Raw genomic sequence first — 19398 nt, forward strand, 5'->3', positions numbered from 1 at the left:
CCCGCGGTGGGCCCGGGCGGGCCGTGATGGAGCCCGGGCACGGTCCGGGCACGGTGCGGGCGGCTCGGGTGCGGTCCGGGGGTGGCTCGGGTGGGATCCGGGGGGCGCATCGTTGCGAGACCGTAACCGAATTCGGCGGACGCGCCGGTGCGGGTCCTGGGCTAGGGGCGCGCCGTTCGCTAGGTTCGCAGGCGTAGGTCTCGTCTTCCCCCTAGGACCCTCATGCATCGCTTCATCACCAGCACCCTGCTGTCCGCGGCCCTCGTGGCCGCCGCCGCGCTGCCCGCGTCGGCCGCCGGCTCGGACCTCCTGACCGGCCCCGTGCCCGGCGCATTCGGCGCCGGGCAGGGCGCCAGCCAGACCGCCGACCGCGACGGCGGCGAACTGGGCAGCCTCGCCGATGCGCGGGAGCGCCTCGACGCCACGGCCACCGAGCAGCACCCGGAGGTCGCCTCCGCGACGCAGGACGTGCGCGCCGGGCGCAGCATCGACATCGTGCGCCCGTTGCTCAAGGACACGGCCGCCGAGGCGTCCGTCACCGTCATGGGCGCCAGCTGGCGCACCGCGAGCGCTCCGGACAGGGTCGAGTACCGCACGAAGGCCGCGGAGGCCGAGGACTGGACGGCATGGGAGGAATGGGGTCCATCGGACTCCGGTCCCGACGAGTCCAGCCCGGAGCACCGCACCGACGAGGTGGCCACCGATCCCATCGTCGTCGCCCAGGACGAGACCGTGCAGGTGCGCGCGGTGGGCCCGGAGGCGGCGCGGGCCACGGTGCGCACCGTCACGACCCCCACCACCCGGGAGGACGAGGAGCTGGCCGGCGGGGTCGTCGACGAGAACGCGGCCGGCGGAGCCACGGCCTCGCCCGCCCCCAGCACCGGGGAGCCCAGCCAGTCCAGCACCGGCGAGCCCACCGAGCCCAGCGAGTCCGGCCAACCCAGCCAGTCCAGCGAGTCCGCCCAGCCCAGTGCCGCGGCCCAGCCCTCCGGCCTCGACCTCGCCACGGCCAGCACCGACGACGTCGAGGCGGCCCGGCTGCGCACAGCATTCGGCGCGCAGTCCGCCGCGGTGGAGCAGACGGGGATCGGGGCCGGTGCCTCGGACTCGAACGGCACGAAGAAGCCCGCCCAGCAGCCGGCGAAGCGCGCCGCCGCGCAGCCGCGCACCGCCTCGGTGTCCGGCGGCCCCACGGTGGGCGGCCTCAACTACGTGAGCCGCTCCCAGTGGGGCGCTGCCAAGGACTCGTGCGGCAATGACTCCGGCGCGAGCCTCAAGGCTATGGCGATCCACCACACGGAGGGCGCCAACGGCTACTCGCGCGCCCAGGTGCCGGGCATCCTGCGCGGCATCCAGGCCTACCACCAGCAGAGCCGGGGCTGGTGCGACATCGGCTACAACATGCTCGTCGACCGCTTCGGCACCATCTACGAGGGCCGCGCGGGCGGCCTGGACAAGGGCGTCGTGGGCGCCCACACCTCGGGGTTCAACAACGCCGTCTACGGCGTCTCGGTCATCGGCACCTACAGCAAGCCCGCGCCGGCCGCGGTCGTGAGCACGCTGTCGAACGTCGCCTCCTGGCTCTCGGCCCGCTGGGGCTGGGACCCGAACTCCACCGTCAAGGTCAAGTCGCAGGGCGGGACCACTGTCAAGTACGCCCGCGGCACCACGGCGACGATCCCGCGCATCTTCGGCCACCGCGACACCTCGGACACGGACTGCCCCGGCAACGGCCTCTACGGCCAGCTGGGGAAGATCCGCTCGAGCGTCAAGGCCAATCGCGCGACCATGACCGGCGCGATCCGCTCCTTCTACTTCCACAACTCGAACACCACGAGCGCGCCGCGTGCCAAGGCGCAGTGCGGGCTGGCCGGCGGCGGGTGCTACCAGGCGTTCGGCAACGGGACCGTGTACTGGTCGAAGGCCACCGGGGCGCAGCTCGTCAAGAGCCCGTCCTCGGTGGGCCGGGCCTACGCGGCCGCCAAGCACGAGGCGGGGGCGCTGGGCTACCCCACCGGCGGGGAGTTCCGGCTGGCGAAGGCGCGCGGCGCAACCGCCCAGCGCTTCGAGCACGGGGCCATCGTGTGGAGCGCGCAGACGCACGCCCAGCGCGTCACGGGCGCGGTGGGCGCCAAGTGGCGCGCGGCCGGCTGGGAGCGCGGGGAGCTGGGCCTGCCGACCTCGAACGCGTCCTGCGGCCTGACCGGCGGCGGCTGCTTCCAGTCCTTCCAGCGCGGCCAGATCCACTACTCGAAGGCCTCGGGCGCCCACACGACCGTGCGCGGCTCGGCCATCACCCGCGCCTGGCAGGCGGCCGGCGCCGAGCGGGGCAGGCTGGGCTACCCGACCTCGGACGAGAAGTCGCGCGGCGCCTCGGCGACCCAGTCCTTCGAGCACGGGACGATCACGTGGACGAAGGGCAAGGGCGCGCGGGTCTCCGCGCGCGGCGGGAGCATGACGGCCGGCACCCACTGACCCCAGCCCGTCGGCCGGGCCCCTGCGATCACCCGATCGCAGGGGCCCGTTCGCGTCTGCCCCGAGCACCCGGGCGCGGGGGCCGCGCTGTGCCAGAATGACGCCATGAGCGAATCCCCCGCACTCGATGCGATCCGCGCCGGCTACTCCTTCGACGTCCCCGCCGTCCGCCTGGGCTCCGCCCTCGACGGCGACGCGCCCGTGCCCGATGCGCCCGTGGCGCTGCCCCTGGGCATGCTCAACCGCCACGGCCTCGTGGCCGGCGCGACCGGCACCGGCAAGACGATCACGCTCCAGGTCCTCGCGGAGGCGATCAGCGCCGCCGGGGTCCCCGTCTTCGCCGCGGACATGAAGGGCGACCTGTCGGGTATGGCGACCCCGGGCAGCGCCTCGGACAAGCTGAGCGCCCGCACGCAGGCCAACGGGCAGGACTGGCAGGCCCGCGCCGCGGAGGTCGAGTTCTACTCGCTGGGCGGCCAGGGCACGGGCATCCCCATGCGCGCGACCGTCAGCTCCTTCGGCCCGCTGCTCCTGGCCAAGGTGCTCGGCCTCAACGAGACCCAGGAGTCCGTCCTCGGCCTCATCTTCCACTACGCGGACTCGGCGGGCCTGGCGCTGCTCGACCTCTCCGACCTCAAGGCGGTGCTCACGTTCCTCGACTCGGACGAGGGCAAGGCCGACCTCAAGGGCATCGGCGGGGTCTCCGCGGCGTCCGTGGGCGTCATCCTCCGCGCGATCGCGAACCTCGAGGCGCAGGGCGCCGACGCGTTCTTCGGCGAGCCGGAGTTCGAGATCGCGGACCTGCTGCGCACCGCGGACGACGGCCGCGGCATCGTCTCCATGCTCGAGCTGCCCGCGTTCCAGGACCGCCCCCAGCTGTTCTCGACCTTCCTCATGTGGCTGCTCGCCGAGCTCTTCCACGAGCTGCCGGAGGTGGGCGATGCGGACAAGCCGGCGCTCGTGTTCTTCTTCGACGAGGCGCACCTGCTGTTCAACGGCGCCTCGAAGGCCTTCCTCGACTCCGTCGCCCAGACGGTGCGGCTCATCCGCTCGAAGGGCGTGGGCATCTTCTTCGTCACCCAGTCCCCGGCTGACGTCCCGGACGAGGTGCTCGCGCAGCTGAGCTCGCGGGTCCAGCACGCGCTGCGCGCCCACACGCCCAAGGACGCGAAGGCGCTCAAGGAGACCGTGCAGACGTTCCCCAGCTCCGACTACGACCTCGCGGCGCTGCTCACGGGCCTGGGCACGGGCGAGGCCGTCGTCACGGTCATGGACCCCGATGGCTCTCCCACCCCGGTGGCGCCCACGAAGGTCTTCGCCCCCGCATCGAAGATGGGCCCCACGGAGGCAGGCGCCCTCGATGCCGCCGTGCACGCATCCCCGCTGTGGGAGAAGTACGGCGAGCCCATCGACCGCGAATCCGCCCGGGAGATCCTCACGGCCCGCCTGGAGGGCGGGGCGGAGCACGCCAAGGCGCACGGCGAGGCCGATGAGCGCTCCGGGGCCGAGGCGCACTCGGGGGCCGAGGGGCACTCCGGGGCCGAGGGACAGCCCGCCGAGCACATCCCGGCACCGGACGGCGGGGGCCGGGGTGAGGATTACGACGACGACCGCGGCGGCCCCTCGATGTTCGAACAGGTGGTGGGCTCGTCTGCGTTCAAGCAGTTCACCCGCACGGCGGCCCGCGAGATCGCCCGCGGCATCTTCGGCACCGGCCGCCGGCGGCGCTGAGCCCATGACGGACGCCGCACCCGCCCGCGCAACCGAGCCGTTGGAGCCGCTGGAGCCGTTCGAGCCCACCGGGATCGAGCGGATCCTCTGCATCGTCGCCCACCCGGACGACATGGAGTACGGCGCCTCGGCCGCGGTCGCGGCGTGGACCGCGCGGGGCATCCGGGTGGACTACCTGCTGCTCACGGCCGGCGAGGCCGGCATCCGGGGCCGCGAGCCCGGCGAGGTGGCGCGCCTGCGCCGCGCCGAGCAGCAGGCCGCCTGCGACAGCGTGGGCGCCGCGAGTCTCACGGTCCTCGACCTGCCCGACGGTCTCCTGGAGCCGGGGCTGGAGCTGCGCGCGCTCATCGCCCACGAGATCCGCCGCCGGCGGCCCCAGGCGCTCGTGACGATGACGTGGGAGCTGCGCCTGCCGTGGGGCTTCAACCACGCCGACCACCGGGCGTGCGGCCTCGGCGTCATCGACGCCGCGCGCGACGCCGACAACCCGTGGCTCTTCACCGCCGCGCCGGACGGCTCGCCCGCCCTGCCCGCGTGGAAGGCGGACACGCTCATCGTCTCCGGCGACCCGCACCCCACCCACCGCGTGGACGTCAGCGGCCCCGCACTCGAGGCCGGGATCACCTCGCTGAGCGCGCACCGCCTCTACCTGGAGGCGCTGCCCGAGCACCCCGAGCCCCGCGAGCTCCTCACCGGCATGACGCGCGAGGCGGGGGCCGCCGCCGGCTGCGAGGCCGCTCTGCCGGTGGGCGTGTACGCCCTGTGAGCCGCGCGGAGGCCACCGCGCTCATCTTCGAGGGCGGGGGCATGCGCGCGGCCCTGACCTCCGGTTTCGCCGTCACCCTCATCCAGGAGGGCATCGCGTTCCCCTGGGTGGCGGGGATCAGCGCGGGCGCCTCGAACGGCGCGAACTACCTCTCCGGGGATGTCCGGCGCGCCCGCCGCAGCTTCGTCGAGTTCTCCGCGGACCCGCAGTTCGGCTCGCTGCGCACGTTCGCCGCGGGCCGCGGGCTGTTCAACGCGGAGTACATCTACCAGCGCACCGCGCTGCCCACCCAGGCGCTGCCGTTCGACTGGGAGGCGTTCACCGGCAACCCCGCAGAGTTCGCGATTAGCGCCTTCGACGTGGAGTCCGGTGCGGAGCAGGTGTGGACGAAGGCGGACTTCCCCACGATGGACGACCTCATGGTGCGCGTGCGGGCGACCTCCACGATGCCGGTCATCATGCCGCCCGTCGAGGTCGCCGGGCGCACGTACGTCGACGGCGCGCTCGGCGCGGACGGCGGCATCCCGCTGAGCGCCGCGCGGCGGGCCGGCTTCGAGCGCTTCGCGATCGTGCTCACCCAGCAGCGCGACTACGTCAAGGCCCCGCAGCGCTTCCCCGCCTTCTACCGCGCCTACTTCCGGCGCCACCCCGCCGTCGCCGAGGCGCTGCTCACCCGCTGGCGGCGCTACAACGCCCTGCGCGAGGAGGTCTTCGCACTCGAACGCGCGGGCCGCGCGTATGTCTTCGCCCCGGAGGTCATGCCGCTGCGCAACGGCACGCGCAATCTCTCGCAGCTGGCCGCGGCCCACCGTCTGGGGCTCAGCCAGGCCCGCCGCGAGCTGCCCGCGCTGCGCGAGTTCCTGGGCCTGGCCTAGCTGTGCGGCCCCGTGCGCCCGCGGGCGCCCGCGGACGCACGGGGAATCAGCCCGCCGCGCCGTCGAGGTACATCCAGCGCCCGGCCCGGCGCACGAAGCGCGAGCGCTCGCGCATGGCCCCGGCCCGGCCGCCCGCTCGGCTGTGGGCGGTGAAGGCGACGATCCCCTCGGCGTCGTCGACGCCTCCGCCCACGACCTCGTCGATGATGAGCCCGGTGAACTCCACTCCGGGCTCCGGCGCGGTGTCGCGCGGGCGGGTGCGCGGGTGCCACGTGCGGAACAGGTGGTCGCCGTCCCCCACGGCGAAGGCCGTGTAGCGCGAGCGCATGAGCGCCTCGGCGGTGGCCGGCCATGCGCGCCCGCTCAGCGCGGGTTCGCAGCAGGCGGCGAACGCGGCCCCCGCGGGGATGCCCCCGCAGGGACAGGGGGACTCAGAGGACGGCGAGCGCGGCATCGTAGTCCGGCTCGTCGGCGATCTCCGACACGAGCTGGGTGTGGAGCACCCGCCCGTCGGCGTCGAGGACGATGACGGCGCGGGCCAGCAGGCCGCGCATGGGGCCGTCGACGAGCGCCAGCCCGTAGGCGGTCCCGAAGTCCTGCCCGCGCCCGGCCGGCGCGCGGAAGTCAGACGCGGTGATGACGTCCTCGATCCCCTCGGCGCCGCAGAAGCGGGCCTGGGCGAACGGCAGGTCGCGCGAGACGCACACCACCTCGGTGTCCTCCAGGCCCGCGGCCAGCTCGTTGAAGCGGCGCACGCTCGCCTGGCACGTGCCGGTGTCGATGCTGGGGAAGACGTTGAGCACCGCGCGCCGGCCGCGGACGTCGGCGAGTGCCACCGGCACCAGGTCCGCGCCCGTGAGCTCGAAGTCCGGTGCCTGCGAGCCCACGGCGGGCAGCGCTCCGGACGTGTGGACGGGGGTTCCCCTGAATGCGGTTTCAGCCATGGGGCCACTCTAGACTTCGACCATGGATCCCGCGCCAGCCCCGTCCGCCGCCCCGGCTGCGACCGCGCCCGCCCGCGTGTTCGACGCCCATCTGCACCTCATCGACCCGGCGTTCCCGCTCACCGCCAACGACGGCTACGTGCCCCAGCCCTTCACCGCCGCGGACTACCAGGCGCGCATCGCGCCGCTGCCCGTGGCCGGCGGGGCCGTGGTCGCGGGTTCGTTCCAGCGCCTCGACACGAGCTGGGTGGCGCCGGCCCTCGCGCAGCTGGGCCCGGGGTTCCGCGCCGTGGTCAACCTCTCCCCCGCGGTTGCGGACGCGGAGCTCGACGGTGAGCTCGATGCCCTGCACGCCGCCGGCGCCCGCGCGCTGCGGATCAACCTGTTCCGCGGCGGCGCGTGGGAGGCCGAGCAGCTCGACCGGCTGGCCCGGCGCGCGTTCGACCGCGTGGGCTGGCACACGGAGTTCTACGCGGACGTCGCGGCGCTGGGCCGCGACGAGCGCCTCATGGCCGTGCTCACCGGGCTGCCGCGCATCACCGTCGACCACTTCGGCATGTCTGAGGCGCGCGAGGCCCTGCTGCGCCTCGTGGCCGCCGGGGCCGTCGTCAAGGCCACGGGGCTGGGCCGCATCGACATCGCCGACCCCGCCGCGCTCACCGCCGCGATCCTCGCGGAGAACCCCGCCGGGCTCATGTTCGGCTCGGACCTGCCGTCGACCCGCGCCCGGCGCCCCTACACCCCCGCCGATGCCCAGGACATCGCCGCGTGGGCCGGCCCGCACGCGCCCGCGGTGATGTGGGGCACCGGCGCCGCGCTCTACGGGGCGCCCGAGCCGGAGACCGCCGGCCAGCCGGAGCCCGCGGCATGAGCGGCGGCCTCATCGCGCTCCTCGACGACGTGGCGGCCCTGGCCCGCGCGGCGGCCGCGAGCGCCGACGATGTGGCGGCCGGGGCGGCGAAGACCTCGGCGAAGGCCGCCGGCGTCGTCATCGACGATGCCGCGGTGGCCCCGCAGTTCGTCCAGGGCGTCCAGCCGGCCCGCGAGCTGCCGATCATCGGCAGGATCGCCACGGGCTCCATCATCAACAAGCTGCTCATCATCCTGCCGCTCGCGCTGCTGCTCAGCCAGTTCGTGCCGTGGCTGCTCACGCCGCTGCTCATGATCGGGGGCACCTACCTGTGCTACGAGGGCGCGGAGAAGGTCTGGGAGATGGTGCGCGGCGAACACCACGAGGCGGTGGAGGCCACCGCCGGCGATCCGCGGGATGCGGAGCGCCGCCTCGTCCGCTCGGCCGTCCTCACCGACTTCATCCTCAGCACGGAGATCATGGTGATCTCGCTCAGCGACGTCATCGACCGGCCGCTCATGGACCGCACACTCATCCTTGTCGTAGTGGCGCTGGCGATGACCGCCGGCGTCTACGGGGTGGTGGGCCTCATCGTGAAGATGGACGACGTGGGCCTCGCCCTGAGCCGGCGCGGCGGCCCGCTCACCGGCGCCGGCCGACTCCTCGTGGCCGGGATGCCCCGCCTCCTCACGGCCATCGGCTTCGTGGGCACGTTCGCCATGCTCTGGGTGGGCGGGCACATCATGGTCACCGGCGTGGATGCGCTGGGCTGGCACGGCCCGCACCACCTCATCGCAGTCGCCGCCGAGGCGCTCCACCCCATCGCGCTCGCCGGGCCCGCGCTCGCGTGGCTGGCCGAGACGCTGTGCTCGCTCGTCGTGGGCCTCGCGTGGGGGCTCGTGGTCTTCGGCGCGGTGCGGGCGCTGGCGCGCCTGCGCCGCTGAGCGGTGCAGGCGGTACTGGGCGCCGCCGCTTGGCCAGTCGGCGGGGTGCGCCCCGGTGCTAGCGTGGGCAGGGTTGCCCGCCCCGACCCAGCCGCCACGACACCCGGAGCCCGCATGAAGACCCTCCCCCGCGCCGTCCGCGCCGCAGCCCTCGCCACGGCGGCTGCGCTCGCCCTCACCGCCTGCCAGGGCGGCGGGTCCTCCGACACCCAGTCGAGCGGGCCGGCGCCGGCCGGATCGTCGAGCGCCGGCGCCTCGGCCGCCCCGAGCGCGAGCGGGCCGGACGCCACCGCCTCGGCGGGCCCCTCGGGAGATGCCGCGGCCGATTCCACGGCCCTCAAGCCGGGCACCAACCGCAGTGCGGCGGCGGACGGCTACGCCTACCCCGCGAAGGACGTCCACGACTGGCTGTGGGGGCGCAAGGCGAAGTCGCCCACGTACCCCAAGAAGAAGCTCGCATTCCTCACATTCGACGACGGGCCCACGAACTCCACGCCCCGCACGCTCAAGGAGCTCAAGAAGGCCGGCGTCCCGGCCAGCTTCTTCATCATCGGCGGCGACAAGGGGCTGGGGCGGCCCAAGAGCGCGGGCTACCTCAAGGACGAGATCGCGCAGGGCAACTCCGTGTGCATCCACTCCTACACGCACTCGTTCCCCCTCCTCTACCCCGGCCGGACCGCCTCGCCGAAGGCCATCGTCAAGGACTACACGAAGACCGTGAGCGCGGTGCGCGACGTCCTCGGCGAGGACTACCGCGTGGGCTGCCAGCGCTACCCGGGCGGCCACGGGTGGAACGGGATGAAGCCCGCGGACCGCGCCATGCAGAAGAAGGGGGCGTGGTGGATCGACTGGAACTCGGAGAACGGCGACGGGACGGACACCGCCTCGTCGACCGGGGCGGGAAGGGCCAAGCAGGCGCTGTCGACGCTCGGGTCGAATCCGCGGGTCGCCGTCATCCTCATGCACGACTACAAGGACAACGACGCGACGATCGAATCGATCGCACCGCTCGTCAAGGCCCTGAAGAAGAAGGGCTACGACTTCGGCGTCATGAGCTGAGCGGCCGTCGCGACCCTCGCGCACGGCCAGCTGCCACGAGACGCCGAAGCGATCGTCGAACCACGCGTAGCGCTGTGCGAACGGATAGGCCCCGGGCTCCATGAGCACGCTCCCGCCCGCGCTGAGCGCGGCGCAGACGGCATCGAACTCGGCGGCGTCGACCTCGAGGAACAGCGAGAGCGCCGGCGTGAAGCCGAACGCGTGGTCGACGGGCGAGTCGAGGACGTCGATGTCCTGGCCCTGGATGCGGATCCGGCTGCGGGTCAGCAGGCCGGGCTGCGCATCGGCGGGCACGAGGGCGACGACGTGGGCGTCCGGGATCGCGCTCGTGTACAGCTCGACCGCGGCGCGGGCCGTGCCGCCCTGGAACATGAGGAACGGGGTGAGCGACACGATCGGTCCTTCCGTTGGCTGAGCCCCCACTGTCTCAGACGGGGGCGGAGCCACCATCGAGCGTCCAGCCCGCGACGGTGGTCTGCGTGGGCCCCTCGAGTTCTGTGAAGCCGGCGTCGGTGATGCGCACGGGCCAGTCGCGTCCCCACGCGGCGGCGTCGAGGTCGACGACGCGGGTGCGGAACCCGGCCTCCTGCCAACGGCGGCGGGCGGCCTCGGGCATCGTCTCCCAGGCCCGCTGGGCGGCGTGGGCGCACTGTGCCGCGGCCTTGCCGGTCGTCATGCCCAGCCCGGGCCGGATGCCCACGGTCACCACCGCGTCCGGGGCCGTGCTCGGTCCGCGGTCCGGGAAGTTCGTCTCGCCCACCTGCAGCTTCGCCAGCGCCTTGGGCAGCGGGGAGACGGGCGCCGGCACGAAGGCGCGCACGGCGGCGGCTGGGCGGATGGGCTGGTCCCCTTCGGCTCTGCCTCGTTCTGCCGGGTCTCGGGGTTCCGGCTGTGGCGCGGTGGAGTCCTGCTCGCCGGGCACAGGCGGGACTGCGGCCGTCACCCCGGGCAGCTCCTGGACGTCGGCCCACCGCTTGCCGTCGGCGCGGCGGACGACCTTGCGGATCGCCAGCCCGCGCCACTGCGCCACCGCGCGGGCCCACTCCCCGCCGGACTGCACGGCGCGGTCGTCGGCGAGCAGCGCGACCGCGGCCGCAGCGGCGGCCTCGCAGACCTCGATGTGCCCGGCCTCGGCCGCGCGGTCGCGGAAGACGACGAGCTGCATGGCCCAGGGCACCTCGGGCCCCGGCTGAGGCGCACCGGCGGTCACGGGCGCGCCCGAGCGCCCGCGCGCTCACGCACCGGTCTGCTCGCGGACCTGGCGCTGGATGCGGCCGAGCATGCCGCCCATGCCGCGCAGGCGCAGCGGGGAGACCTGGTCCTCCAGCGAGAGGCGCAGGGGCAGGTCCGCAGGAACCGCCAGCACCGTCTCCGCCGAGCTGCCGTCCAGGCCCTCGGCCAGGATGCCGGCGAACCCGCGCGTGGTGGGCGCCTCGGGCGGGGCGCTGAAGAACAGGCGCACGGCGGCGTCGGGGGGCGCGGGCTGGCCGTCCCCCGCGCCGTCGACCTCGACGGTGAGGAAGATGGGCGACTGGCACTCGGGCACGGGTTCCAGGAGCCCCGGATCCTCGGCGAGTCGGGCGGGCAGCGCCGGCAGCTCCTCGGAGAACTCGAGGAGCAGCTGCAGGCGATCGGGGCCGCTCAGCGCGGCGAAGTCGTCGGCGATCTCCTGCAGGCCTCCGGGCAGCGCCTCGGGGTCTGCGGCCGCGCTCATGCCGGCGCCTCGCCGGGCTCCTCGCCCGCGGCGATCGGGACGCGGACCGCATTGCCCCACTCGGTCCACGAGCCGTCGTAGTTCTTCACCGAGTCGAAGCCCAGCAGGTGGGCGAGCACGAACCAGGTGTGGCTCGAGCGCTCCCCGATCCGGCAGTAGGCGATGACGTCGCCGCCGGGCTCCAGGCCCAGCTCGTCGAGGTAGACGCCGCGCAGCTCGGCGGCGGACTTGAACGTCCCGTCCTCGTTGGCGGCGCGCTTCCAGGGCACGGAGTGCGCGGTGGGGATGTGGCCCCCGCGCAGCGCGCCCTCCTCCGGATAGGCGGGCATGTGGGTGCGTTTGCCCGTGTACTCCTCGGGGCTGCGGACGTCGATGAGCGGGGTGGTGCCGATCGCCTCGCGGACCTCGGGCAGGAACGCGCGGATCGCCGAGTCATCGCGCTCGACGCTCGGATAGTCGGCGCCGGCGCGCTCGGGGCGCTCCTTCGTCAGCGGGCGGTCCTGGGCGATCCACAGCGCGCGTCCGCCGTCCATGAGCCGCAGATCGGGGTGGCCGAACAGGGAGAATACCCACAGCGCGTAGGCGGCCCACCAGTTGGACTGGTCACCGTAGAAGACGATGGTGGAATCGCGGGAGATGCCCTTGGCGGCCATGAGCTTCGCGAACCCGGCGCCGTCCAGGTAGTCGCGGGTGAGCGGGTCGTTGAGCTCCGTGTGCCAGTCGATCTTCACCGCGCCGGGGATGTGGCCGGTCTCGTAGAGCAGGACGTCCTCGTCGCTTTCGACGACGACGACGTCCGGGTCGTCGAGGTGGTCTGCCACCCACTGCGTGCTCACGAGGCGATCGCCGTGGGCGTAGTCGGCGAACTTGGGCGTGCTGTCATCGATCGGAGCGGACACTGATCCTCCGTGCGCGAGGGGACATGGACACCTGCGTCAACCGGCGCCCCGCGCGCGCTTATTCCCGGCCAGCCGCCCGGGCGGCCGGTGACGGCCGGTGACGCTGCGCGTCCGCGAGCGTCCCCGCGGGTCCCCGTGCGTCCGCCGCCGAGGCGCGGACCGCCTGCCGCTCGCACACTGGCGGGGCCGGTGCGCACCCGCGCACCCTGGTTCGGGCGCGTGGGCAGACCCGCCGATCGCGCACTTGCGCTCCGGCGAGGCGGGCTCGCGCCCCGGTTCGCACACTGGGCATGAGGCGGGCAGAGGCACTGCGGCCGGCAGGTCCGCGCAGAGGAGACCGGCAGGACCGCGCAGAGGAGAGGAGCACGGCATGCAGGCACAGCTCGCCCGTTCGGAGGGCGCGTGGCTCGTCACGATCGACGCCCGTGAGGTGGGGCGCTTCGCGCGCATGACCGACGCGATCCGCCGCATCGAGAGCGCGCTCTATCCGCGCTCGGGCAACCGAGGCTGAGCCCGCGCGGCCCATGGGCCGCACCCGTCAGGCGCACCCGTTGGCCGCGCCCGTCAGGCCTCCAGACGCGCGGCCACCGCACGCAGGGTGCGCAGATTCCGGGCGGTGACGGTCATGCCCAGGCGCCGCTCGAAGAGGGCCTGGGACAGGCGGGAGCCGTGGGCGCCATTCGCGTACCAGATGCGCGCGTGCCGCTCCCCCACCCAGACTTCCTCTCCGCCTCGGGCCAGCACCTGCACCTCCCTGTCGAGGGCCGAGCGCTGCGCCTCGGGCACGGCGGAGGCGAAGAACAGCAGCGCCTCGCGCGCCTCGTCGCGATCCGCCTCCCTGGTGTGCGCGCCGAAGGGACTCGCCTCCAGCGCCGCGCGCAGCTCGCCCGCCCCGCGGGCGACGACGGGCACCGCGAAGCCGCAGCGCTCCTCGAGGGCCGCGGCGAGTGCGAGGGCGAATGCATCGGGCGGTGTCGGCTGGTCGGCAGGACGGGGTGCGCTGGTCGCCGGGGGTGCGGTACTCGGCGCCCCGGCGGTCGGGGGTGCGGTACTCGGCGCCCCGGCGGTCGGGGGTGCGGTTTCCGGGGGCACGGCGAGGAGATTGCCGCTGGCCAGGTGCGTGGCGACCTCCGCGGCGCCGAGTTCTGCGGCCACCGCGCGCAGGTCCGCCATGCGCACCGTGTTCTTCCTTCCCAGGTTGACCCCGCGCAGGAAGAAGGCGCAGCGCTGCGCGCTCACGGCCGCCCGCGCAGCAGGAACGCGCGGAGTGCCTCGAGGAATTCGGCGGGGCGCTCGGAGTGCACCCAGTGGCCGGCGTCGCGGATGGTGATGCGGGTGGTGCGGGGGAAGAGCTCGCGCATGCGGGGCGCGCAGGCCTCGTCGATGTAGTCGGACCGGCCCCCGGAGACCCACAGGACCGGCCCGTCGAAGGGGGCGTGGGTGAGTTCGGCCTGCGGGGGGAAGCCGCCGATGGCGGGCAGCGAATCGGCCAGCAGCTCGAGGTTGGGCTGCCATTCGAAGGCCGGCCCCGTCGTGTGCGGGGCCGCGCTGCGCAGATTCTGCAGCAGGAAGCCGCGCACCGTGTCGTCGGGAATGGCGGGGGCGAGCGCGGCATCGGCGTCGCGCCGGCTTTCCAGGCGCGTGAGCTCCAGGCGCCGCAGGCTGCCCAGGAGGTGCTCGAACTGGCCGCCCGAACCGCCGTCCACCGGAGCGATGTCGACGACGACGAGGCGCTCGACGAGCCTCGGGTGGCGCAGCGCGAGGACCATCGCGACCTTGCCGCCCATGGAGTGGCCCAGCAGGTCGATGGGCCCGGCTGCGGCGAAGTCGGCGGCCAGGAAGTCCGCGACGGCATCCGCGTAGGCGACGTAGTCGATGCGCTCGGTCCACGGGGAGGCGCCGTGGTCGGGGAGGTCGATGAGCAGGCTCGTGAAGTCCTCGCCGAGTCCGCGGGCGATGCGCGTGAAGTTCTTGCCGCGGCCCATGAGGCCGTGGAGGAACGCCACGCGGCGCGGTCCGTCGCCGATGCGGGTGGCCGCGAGTTCGATGGGGCCGGCGGTGGGGCCGGCGGTGGGGCCGTCATCGCTGCGGGTGCGCCTGCTGTCCTCGTCCACGCGGGTCCCCTCTCTGCTGCTCTCGCCTACTGCGCTGTCACTGGTGCTGCTGTCGCTATTGCTGCGCCGTCGCGGGCGCTGCGCCGTCGCTGGCGCTGCGTTGTCACGGGTGCTGCGCCGTCACGGGTGCTCATTCGTTCGCGCCGCCGCCGCGCCGGCCGGCCATACGGCTCCCGTGCTCCCCGAGCCTATGCCAGCCCGTTGCCCGCGCCGGCGAGCGCGGCGGTCCACTCGGCCACGGTGGCGACGTCGGCCTGGCGCGGGAAGACGGAGTCCATGAGCACCTCGTGCACCTCGGGGCTGCGGTCGGCGCAGGCATCGGCGAGCACGGTGAGCTCGAAGTCCATGTCCGCGGCCATCCGCACGGTGGTGAGGACCACGCCGGCCGTGGCGACCCCGGCGAGCACGAGGCGGCGGGCGCCGGAGGCCCGCAGCAGCACCTCGAGGTCGGAGCCGGCGAACGCGCCGATCCGCTTCTTCGTCACGAGCGGCTCGTCGTCCCGGCGCTCCAGCTCGGCGGCGAGCTCGGTGCCGGGGTTGCCGATGAGGAGCCGGTCGCCCGCCTGGGCGGCGAGCGCCTGGAAGCCCGCGTTGGAGGCGCTGAGCTCTGGGAAGCCGGGACGGAACGCCGCGCGCACGAAGACGACGGGGACACCGTGGGCGCGGGCCGCGCGCGCAGCCCGCGCGGCGGCGGTGAGCGCGGTGGCCGTCTCGAAGCCGGCCAGGATGCCCTGCTGGTAGTCCATGAGCAGGAGCGCCGTTGCGGTGGGCTCCGCGGCGCGGGCCGCGGCGGGGGCTGCAGCGCGAGTCGAGGCGTCTGTGGAGGCACGAGAGGACGAATCCGTGTGTGTCGGCGTCATGCCCACATTCGATCACGCTTTATTGTTCAGATCAACCTGTTCAGTCTGGCCTGTACATCTATCCACGGGCTCCCTAGGGTGGGCGCATGGCCTCCTCTTCCGCACGCTCAGCCGAGCACGTGCCCGCTCCGTCCCCCGGCGACCCGAACGAACCCCGGCCCGAGTCCCGGCCCAGTGGCCCGCTCGCCGCGCGCGCGGCCCACGAGACCCGCGTCGCCCTGCGCCGCATGCTCCACGCCCTGCGCGCCGTGGACGACGACAACGGGCTGAGCCCCACCGAGGCATCGGCGCTGGCCCGGATCGCGAAGAACGAGGCGGCAACCGCCTCGGGCCTGGCCGCCGTCGAGGGCGTGCGCCCGCAGTCCATGGCGGCCGTGCTCGCCAAGCTCGAGTCGCGCGGGCTCATCCACCGCTCCCCCGACCCCACGGACGGCCGCCGCCAGCTCGTCACGCTGGCCGAGCCGGGCCGTGCAGTCCACGAGGGCAACCGATCCGCACGCGAGGAGTGGCTGAGCGCCGCAATCGCCGGCGAGTGCACGCAGGCCGAGGCGCGCACCCTCCTGGCCGCCGCGCAGATCGTCAGCCGCCTCGCCGCCCCGCGCCGGGTTCCCGAGCAGCGGCCTTCCGGGGAGCGGGCTTCTGGGGAGCGGCTTCCCGAACAGCGGCGGGCCCGGTGACGAGGCGCGACGCGGCCGGCGCCGGTCGAGGCGCGGGCCCGGCGCGCACCTCGGGACCGGCGCGCACCTCGGGACCGGCGCGCACCTCGGGCACCGCCCGCGCCTCGGGAGCGGCCTTCGACCGGCGCCTGCTGGGGCCGATGATCCTGGGGGCGATCCTCAACCCGATCAACTCCTCGATCATCGCGGTGGCCCTCGTGCCGATCGGGGCGGCGTTCGGGGCACCGGCCTCGCAGACGGCGTGGCTCGTGTCCGCGCTGTACGTGACCACCGCGATCGGCCAGCCGCTCACGGGCCGCCTCGTCGACCTGTTCGGCCCCCGCCGCGTGTACCTCGTCGGCACCTCGCTGACGGGGGTGGCCGGGGTGATCGGCGCGCTGGCACCGGGCATCGGGGTGCTCATCCTGGCGCGCGTCATCCTGGGCCTGGGCACGTGCGCGGGCTACCCGGTGACCATGCACCTCATCCGCCATGAGGCCAAGCGCACCGGCCGGGCCAGCCCCGCCGGGGTCCTCACTGCGGTCGCCGTGGCCACGCAGACGGTCTCCGTGCTGGGGCCCACGCTGGGCGGGCTCCTCATCGACCTGGGCGACTGGCGGCTGACGTTCGCGCTCAACATCCCCCTGGCCCTGGCGTGTCTGGTGTTGGGCTGGCTCTACCTGCCCCGTGAGACGCTCGCCGGCGAGGGCTGTGCCGACTCGGGCGGCACCGAGGCGGATGCAGCCGGGGCGGGTGGCACCGGGTTAAGCGGCGCCGAGGCGGGTACAACCGGAGCAGTCAGCGCCGGGGCAGGCACTGCCCGGGCAGGCGGGGCCCGCAGCACAGGCGGCAGCCTCCTCGTGCGGTTGGATCCACTGGGTGTCGCGCTGTTCTCGGCGGCGCTCATCGCGCTCATGTTCTTCCTCATGGCTCTCGATGCCGCCCACCTGTGGCTGCTGGGCACCGCCGCGGCGGCGGCAGCGCTGTTCACCTGGCGCGAGCTGCGGGCCGCGCAGCCGTTCATCGACGTGCGGGTCTTCGCCTCGAGCGCACCGCTGCTCGTCACGTATGTGCGGATGACGCTGACGGCCACCGTCTCCTACTGCTTCGTCTACGGCTTCACGCAGTGGCTCGAGGAGGGCCGCGGGCTCAGCCCCACCCTCGCCGGCCTCATGCTCCTGCCGACGTTCGCCACCGGCATCGTGGGATCCGCATTGTGGGGCCGCAAGCCGGGCGTCCGGGCAAAGCTGCTCGTGGGCGCGCTCGCCCAGGCGGCTGGCAGCGCGCTGCTGTTCGCCGTGGAGCCGGGCGCGGCGATCTGGCTCATCGTTGCGGTGGCGCTCGTCTTCGGTGTGCCGCAGGGCATCCTCAACCTCGCGGTGCAGAACACGCTGTACTACCAGGCGCGCGACGAGTTCATCGGCGCGGCCTCCGGCCTGCTGCGCACGTTCATGTACGTGGGCGCGATCGCGGCCTCCGCGGCCACGGGCCTCGTCTACGCCGCCGAGGTGGGCACCGGCGGCCTGCACCGTCTCGCCGTGCTCATGGTGGCGGCATCCGCCCTGCAGGTCGTCATCACCCTCGCCGACCGCTCGCTCCTCGCGACCGACCGTCAGGCAGTGAATGGGGGGTGAGCGGGCTCGGACCGCTGCCCGGCAAGGCAGCGGGACTCCTTTGTTTTTGTGCCTGTGTAGCACGGCCGGGCCGAGGCGAGCGCCCCATGGCGCCGCCTCGGCCCTGCCGCCCGGTCAGCGAGTGACGCGCACCGTAGTGGCGGCACTCATCTTCGCGCCGCCGACCACGGTCACTCGAACGGTCGCACGGTAGGTGCCCGCGTGCGCCTTCTTCAGCGCACCCGACTTCTTCGCCACCCACACGGCCTTGCCGTTGCGCAGCGTGGACGTGGCCATGCTGCGCCCAGCGGCTACCTCAGCGGACGACGCGGAACGACCCCGCGGCGGACATCGTTCGAGCCCCGATCTCAACCTGAACCTTGGCCGACACCCGGTACACGCCGGTTCCGGCGTGTTTGAGGCCGCCTGTGCGCTTCACCGTCCACACCGCCTTGCCCCGCTTGTCCACGCGCACGGTGCGCTTGAGCGTGTGGTGCCCCTTCTTGACAGTGATGAACACCTTGCCACCGGGCTGACCGCCGGAGACGACCAGGCGCTCGCCGCGCTTGCGGAACGTGCCGTCCGCGATGCGGGTGCGGGCGACTGCCACGTCCGGGCGCACGGTGAACCGCACCGACGTCTCATGCCAATCCTGGGTTTTCCCGAACGAGTAGAGCACGCGGTGCAGACCGGGATCGAATCGCTTGGCATCGAGCCAGCCGTTGAAGGGGCGCAGCTTGGCCGTTGCCACACCACGCCTGTTGGCCTTGGTGGCGTTGCTGAGTGTCGTGAAGCCGTCCCAATGGGTTTCGGTGCCGAAGCGCACCCGCGTACCTGGTTTCACGTGCGAGGCGCGGATCGTCACGCCGCGCTTGGTCGCACTCGAAACGGTGATGTGCTTGCTCACCACGGTCAGCTTCGGGCGGGCCGAGCGCTTGGCGGCCTGCGCATGCGCTGCTGCCGGCGCCTGGGCCGCGGTGGAGTGGGAGCCCACCGCAGCGGCACGGGCGATTGCGGCCGGCTGGGCCTGGGGTGCAGCGCCGACAGACGCCTGCACCGGCTGCACACCGGTGAGTGCCAGAGCGAGGGCCGCGCCGGCGGAAACGGGCAGCAGGAAGAGCTTCTTCATGAACGGTCCTTGAGAGAGGAGGGGAGTCATCGTCGCTGCCGCAGTGGAGAGCGGAAACGACGAGGGGTTCCGTAGCGAGGAATATGGGGAGCCCCTCATTCCTTCGCGATCATACTACGTTTTTCGGCAGGAAAACCCCGCAGGCGCACACGGAGTGGAGCACCCGTCAATCGCTCCGCGGACCCCCACCGCTGACGCTCCCCATCACCCCGCACGCAATCGCAACCCGCCTTGTCCCGCAGGTCGGCACGACGGTCACCACCACGCCTCGTGACTCGCGGCTCGCAGGGGCCCCAGTCCGCCCTGGCGCGCGGGTTTGCGAGGCAGCTCTCGTGCCCCCGGTGACGAGCGGTTCACCCTGCGGCGCAGGCCCGCGAGGCGCCTGTTCCACCTCCCACGCGACCCGAAGCCCGCCCTGCCATGCAGGCCTGTGAGGCGACTCGAACAACTCCCCGCGACGAGTGGTTCACAGTGCCATGCGGCTTAGTGAGGCGCCTGTCACGATTCCCCCGCGACTCGCAGATCGCGGTTCGCAGTGACTAAGGGTTCGCAGTGACTCGCAGTTGGCAGTGACTCGCAGTTCGCTTCTATTCACAGTTCAGCTCGCAGCACTGACCGACAAGACAGCTGTCACCGCTCACCGGGACTGATGCACGATCAGGTGTCACATGATCTGTGGCGCCGTGCGGCGTTGCAGGGAAGGATGTGCGCCATGCCCGCTCCCTATCCCCAAGAGTTCCGTGAGGACGTCGTCCGCGTCGCGAGGAAC

Annotated in this window: 20 protein-coding genes and 1 pseudogene; 10 read left to right on the forward strand and 11 right to left on the reverse strand. The window is 73.6% G+C overall.

The genetic code is table 11. The features are described from left to right. Positions 1–222: 222 nt before the first annotated feature. The 4 genes from GSY69_RS07195 to GSY69_RS07210 all read left to right on the forward strand — a co-directional run bounded on the left by GSY69_RS07195 (position 223) and on the right by GSY69_RS07210 (position 5847). Positions 223–2475: an N-acetylmuramoyl-L-alanine amidase gene (locus GSY69_RS07195; RefSeq protein WP_160953193.1), complete on the forward strand. Its 2253-nt coding sequence runs from the start codon at positions 223–225 to the stop codon at positions 2473–2475. Positions 2476–2580: 105 nt separating this feature from the next. Continuing rightward, positions 2581–4206, forward strand: coding sequence for a helicase HerA-like domain-containing protein (locus GSY69_RS07200; protein WP_160953194.1), 1626 nt, complete (start codon positions 2581–2583; stop codon positions 4204–4206). Between the two features lie 4 nt (positions 4207–4210). Continuing rightward, a complete protein-coding gene (locus GSY69_RS07205) occupies positions 4211–4972 on the forward strand; it encodes a PIG-L deacetylase family protein (RefSeq protein WP_160953195.1) in 762 nt (253 codons plus the stop codon). Continuing rightward, positions 4969–5847, forward strand: coding sequence for a patatin-like phospholipase family protein (locus GSY69_RS07210; protein WP_328698793.1), 879 nt, complete (start codon positions 4969–4971; stop codon positions 5845–5847). Before GSY69_RS07205 ends, GSY69_RS07210 begins: the two co-directional genes overlap by 4 nt. 46 nt (positions 5848–5893) lie before the next feature. On the opposite strand, the gene GSY69_RS07215 is transcribed toward GSY69_RS07210, so the two are convergent. Next, positions 5894–6301 carry a YchJ family protein gene (locus GSY69_RS07215; protein ID WP_160953196.1) on the reverse strand — a complete coding sequence of 136 codons (408 nt, stop codon included), beginning with the start codon at positions 6299–6301 and terminating at the stop codon, positions 5894–5896. Beyond that, entirely contained in the window at positions 6279–6791 is a 513-nt protein-coding gene (tpx, locus tag GSY69_RS07220; RefSeq protein WP_160953197.1) for a thiol peroxidase, read from the reverse strand. The genes GSY69_RS07215 and tpx overlap by 23 nt, the downstream gene beginning before the upstream one ends. 22 nt (positions 6792–6813) lie before the next feature. Between tpx and GSY69_RS07225 the strand changes: the two genes are divergently transcribed. The 3 genes from GSY69_RS07225 (at position 6814) to GSY69_RS07235 (ending at position 9644) form a co-directional block, all read left to right on the forward strand. Further along, on the forward strand, positions 6814–7662 hold the full coding sequence (locus GSY69_RS07225; protein ID WP_160953198.1) for an amidohydrolase family protein: 849 nt from the start codon (positions 6814–6816) through the stop codon (positions 7660–7662). Beyond that, positions 7659–8585 (forward strand): DUF808 domain-containing protein, encoded by a 927-nt coding sequence (locus GSY69_RS07230; protein WP_160953199.1) that lies wholly within the window; start codon positions 7659–7661, stop codon positions 8583–8585. The genes GSY69_RS07225 and GSY69_RS07230 overlap by 4 nt, the downstream gene beginning before the upstream one ends. A 114-nt stretch (positions 8586–8699) precedes the next feature. Beyond that, positions 8700–9644: a polysaccharide deacetylase family protein gene (locus tag GSY69_RS07235; RefSeq protein ID WP_160953200.1), complete on the forward strand. Its 945-nt coding sequence runs from the start codon at positions 8700–8702 to the stop codon at positions 9642–9644. 87 nt (positions 9645–9731) lie between these two features. Here the strand turns inward: GSY69_RS07235 and GSY69_RS15365 are convergent. The 4 genes and pseudogenes from GSY69_RS15365 to GSY69_RS07255 all read right to left on the reverse strand — a co-directional run. Further along, positions 9732–10094, reverse strand: a pseudogene (locus GSY69_RS15365) (VOC family protein); the annotation flags it as partial. Then, complete coding sequence (locus tag GSY69_RS07245) at positions 10072–10809, reverse strand: peptidyl-tRNA hydrolase (RefSeq protein WP_160953201.1); 738 nt, start codon at positions 10807–10809, stop codon at positions 10072–10074. The gene GSY69_RS07245 and the pseudogene GSY69_RS15365, both read right to left, overlap by 23 nt. 69 nt (positions 10810–10878) lie before the next feature. Next, on the reverse strand, positions 10879–11358 hold the full coding sequence (locus tag GSY69_RS07250; protein ID WP_160953202.1) for a SufE family protein: 480 nt from the start codon (positions 11356–11358) through the stop codon (positions 10879–10881). Then, positions 11355–12257, reverse strand: coding sequence for a sulfurtransferase (locus GSY69_RS07255; protein WP_160953203.1), 903 nt, complete (start codon positions 12255–12257; stop codon positions 11355–11357). Before GSY69_RS07255 ends, GSY69_RS07250 begins: the two co-directional genes overlap by 4 nt. Positions 12258–12627: 370 nt before the next feature. Between GSY69_RS07255 and GSY69_RS07260 the strand changes: the two genes are divergently transcribed. Further along, complete coding sequence (locus GSY69_RS07260; RefSeq protein WP_160953204.1) at positions 12628–12768, forward strand: hypothetical protein; 141 nt, start codon at positions 12628–12630, stop codon at positions 12766–12768. 53 nt (positions 12769–12821) lie between these two features. Here GSY69_RS07260 and GSY69_RS07265 read toward each other — a convergent pair whose 3' ends face one another. The 3 genes from GSY69_RS07265 to GSY69_RS07275 form a co-directional block, all read right to left on the reverse strand. Further along, positions 12822–13496, reverse strand: a complete 675-nt coding sequence (locus GSY69_RS07265; protein ID WP_160953205.1) for a DUF1697 domain-containing protein — start codon at positions 13494–13496, stop codon at positions 12822–12824. Further along, on the reverse strand, positions 13493–14305 hold the full coding sequence (locus GSY69_RS07270; protein WP_328698795.1) for an alpha/beta fold hydrolase: 813 nt from the start codon (positions 14303–14305) through the stop codon (positions 13493–13495). Before GSY69_RS07270 ends, GSY69_RS07265 begins: the two co-directional genes overlap by 4 nt. Positions 14306–14559: 254 nt before the next feature. Next, positions 14560–15231, reverse strand: a complete 672-nt coding sequence (locus GSY69_RS07275) for a cysteine hydrolase family protein (protein WP_160953206.1) — start codon at positions 15229–15231, stop codon at positions 14560–14562. Between the two features lie 86 nt (positions 15232–15317). Here GSY69_RS07275 and GSY69_RS07280 point away from each other — a divergent pair, with 86 nt between their 5' ends. Together GSY69_RS07280 and GSY69_RS07285 are read left to right on the forward strand one after the other, a co-directional pair. Continuing rightward, entirely contained in the window at positions 15318–15908 is a 591-nt protein-coding gene (locus GSY69_RS07280; RefSeq protein WP_160953207.1) for a MarR family winged helix-turn-helix transcriptional regulator, read from the forward strand. After that, positions 15905–17521, forward strand: a complete 1617-nt coding sequence (locus GSY69_RS07285) for an MFS transporter (protein WP_202410914.1) — start codon at positions 15905–15907, stop codon at positions 17519–17521. Before GSY69_RS07280 ends, GSY69_RS07285 begins: the two co-directional genes overlap by 4 nt. 114 nt (positions 17522–17635) lie before the next feature. Here GSY69_RS07285 and GSY69_RS07290 read toward each other — a convergent pair whose 3' ends face one another. Then, positions 17636–17797, reverse strand: a complete 162-nt coding sequence (locus tag GSY69_RS07290; RefSeq protein ID WP_160953208.1) for a hypothetical protein — start codon at positions 17795–17797, stop codon at positions 17636–17638. A gap of 19 nt (positions 17798–17816) precedes the next feature. After that, positions 17817–18629: a hypothetical protein gene (locus GSY69_RS07295; protein WP_160953209.1), complete on the reverse strand. Its 813-nt coding sequence runs from the start codon at positions 18627–18629 to the stop codon at positions 17817–17819. Positions 18630–19398 lie beyond the last annotated feature (769 nt).

It is taken from the genome of Brevibacterium rongguiense (genome assembly GCF_009857845.1).
GTDB classification, from domain to species: domain Bacteria; phylum Actinomycetota; class Actinomycetes; order Actinomycetales; family Brevibacteriaceae; genus Brevibacterium; species Brevibacterium rongguiense.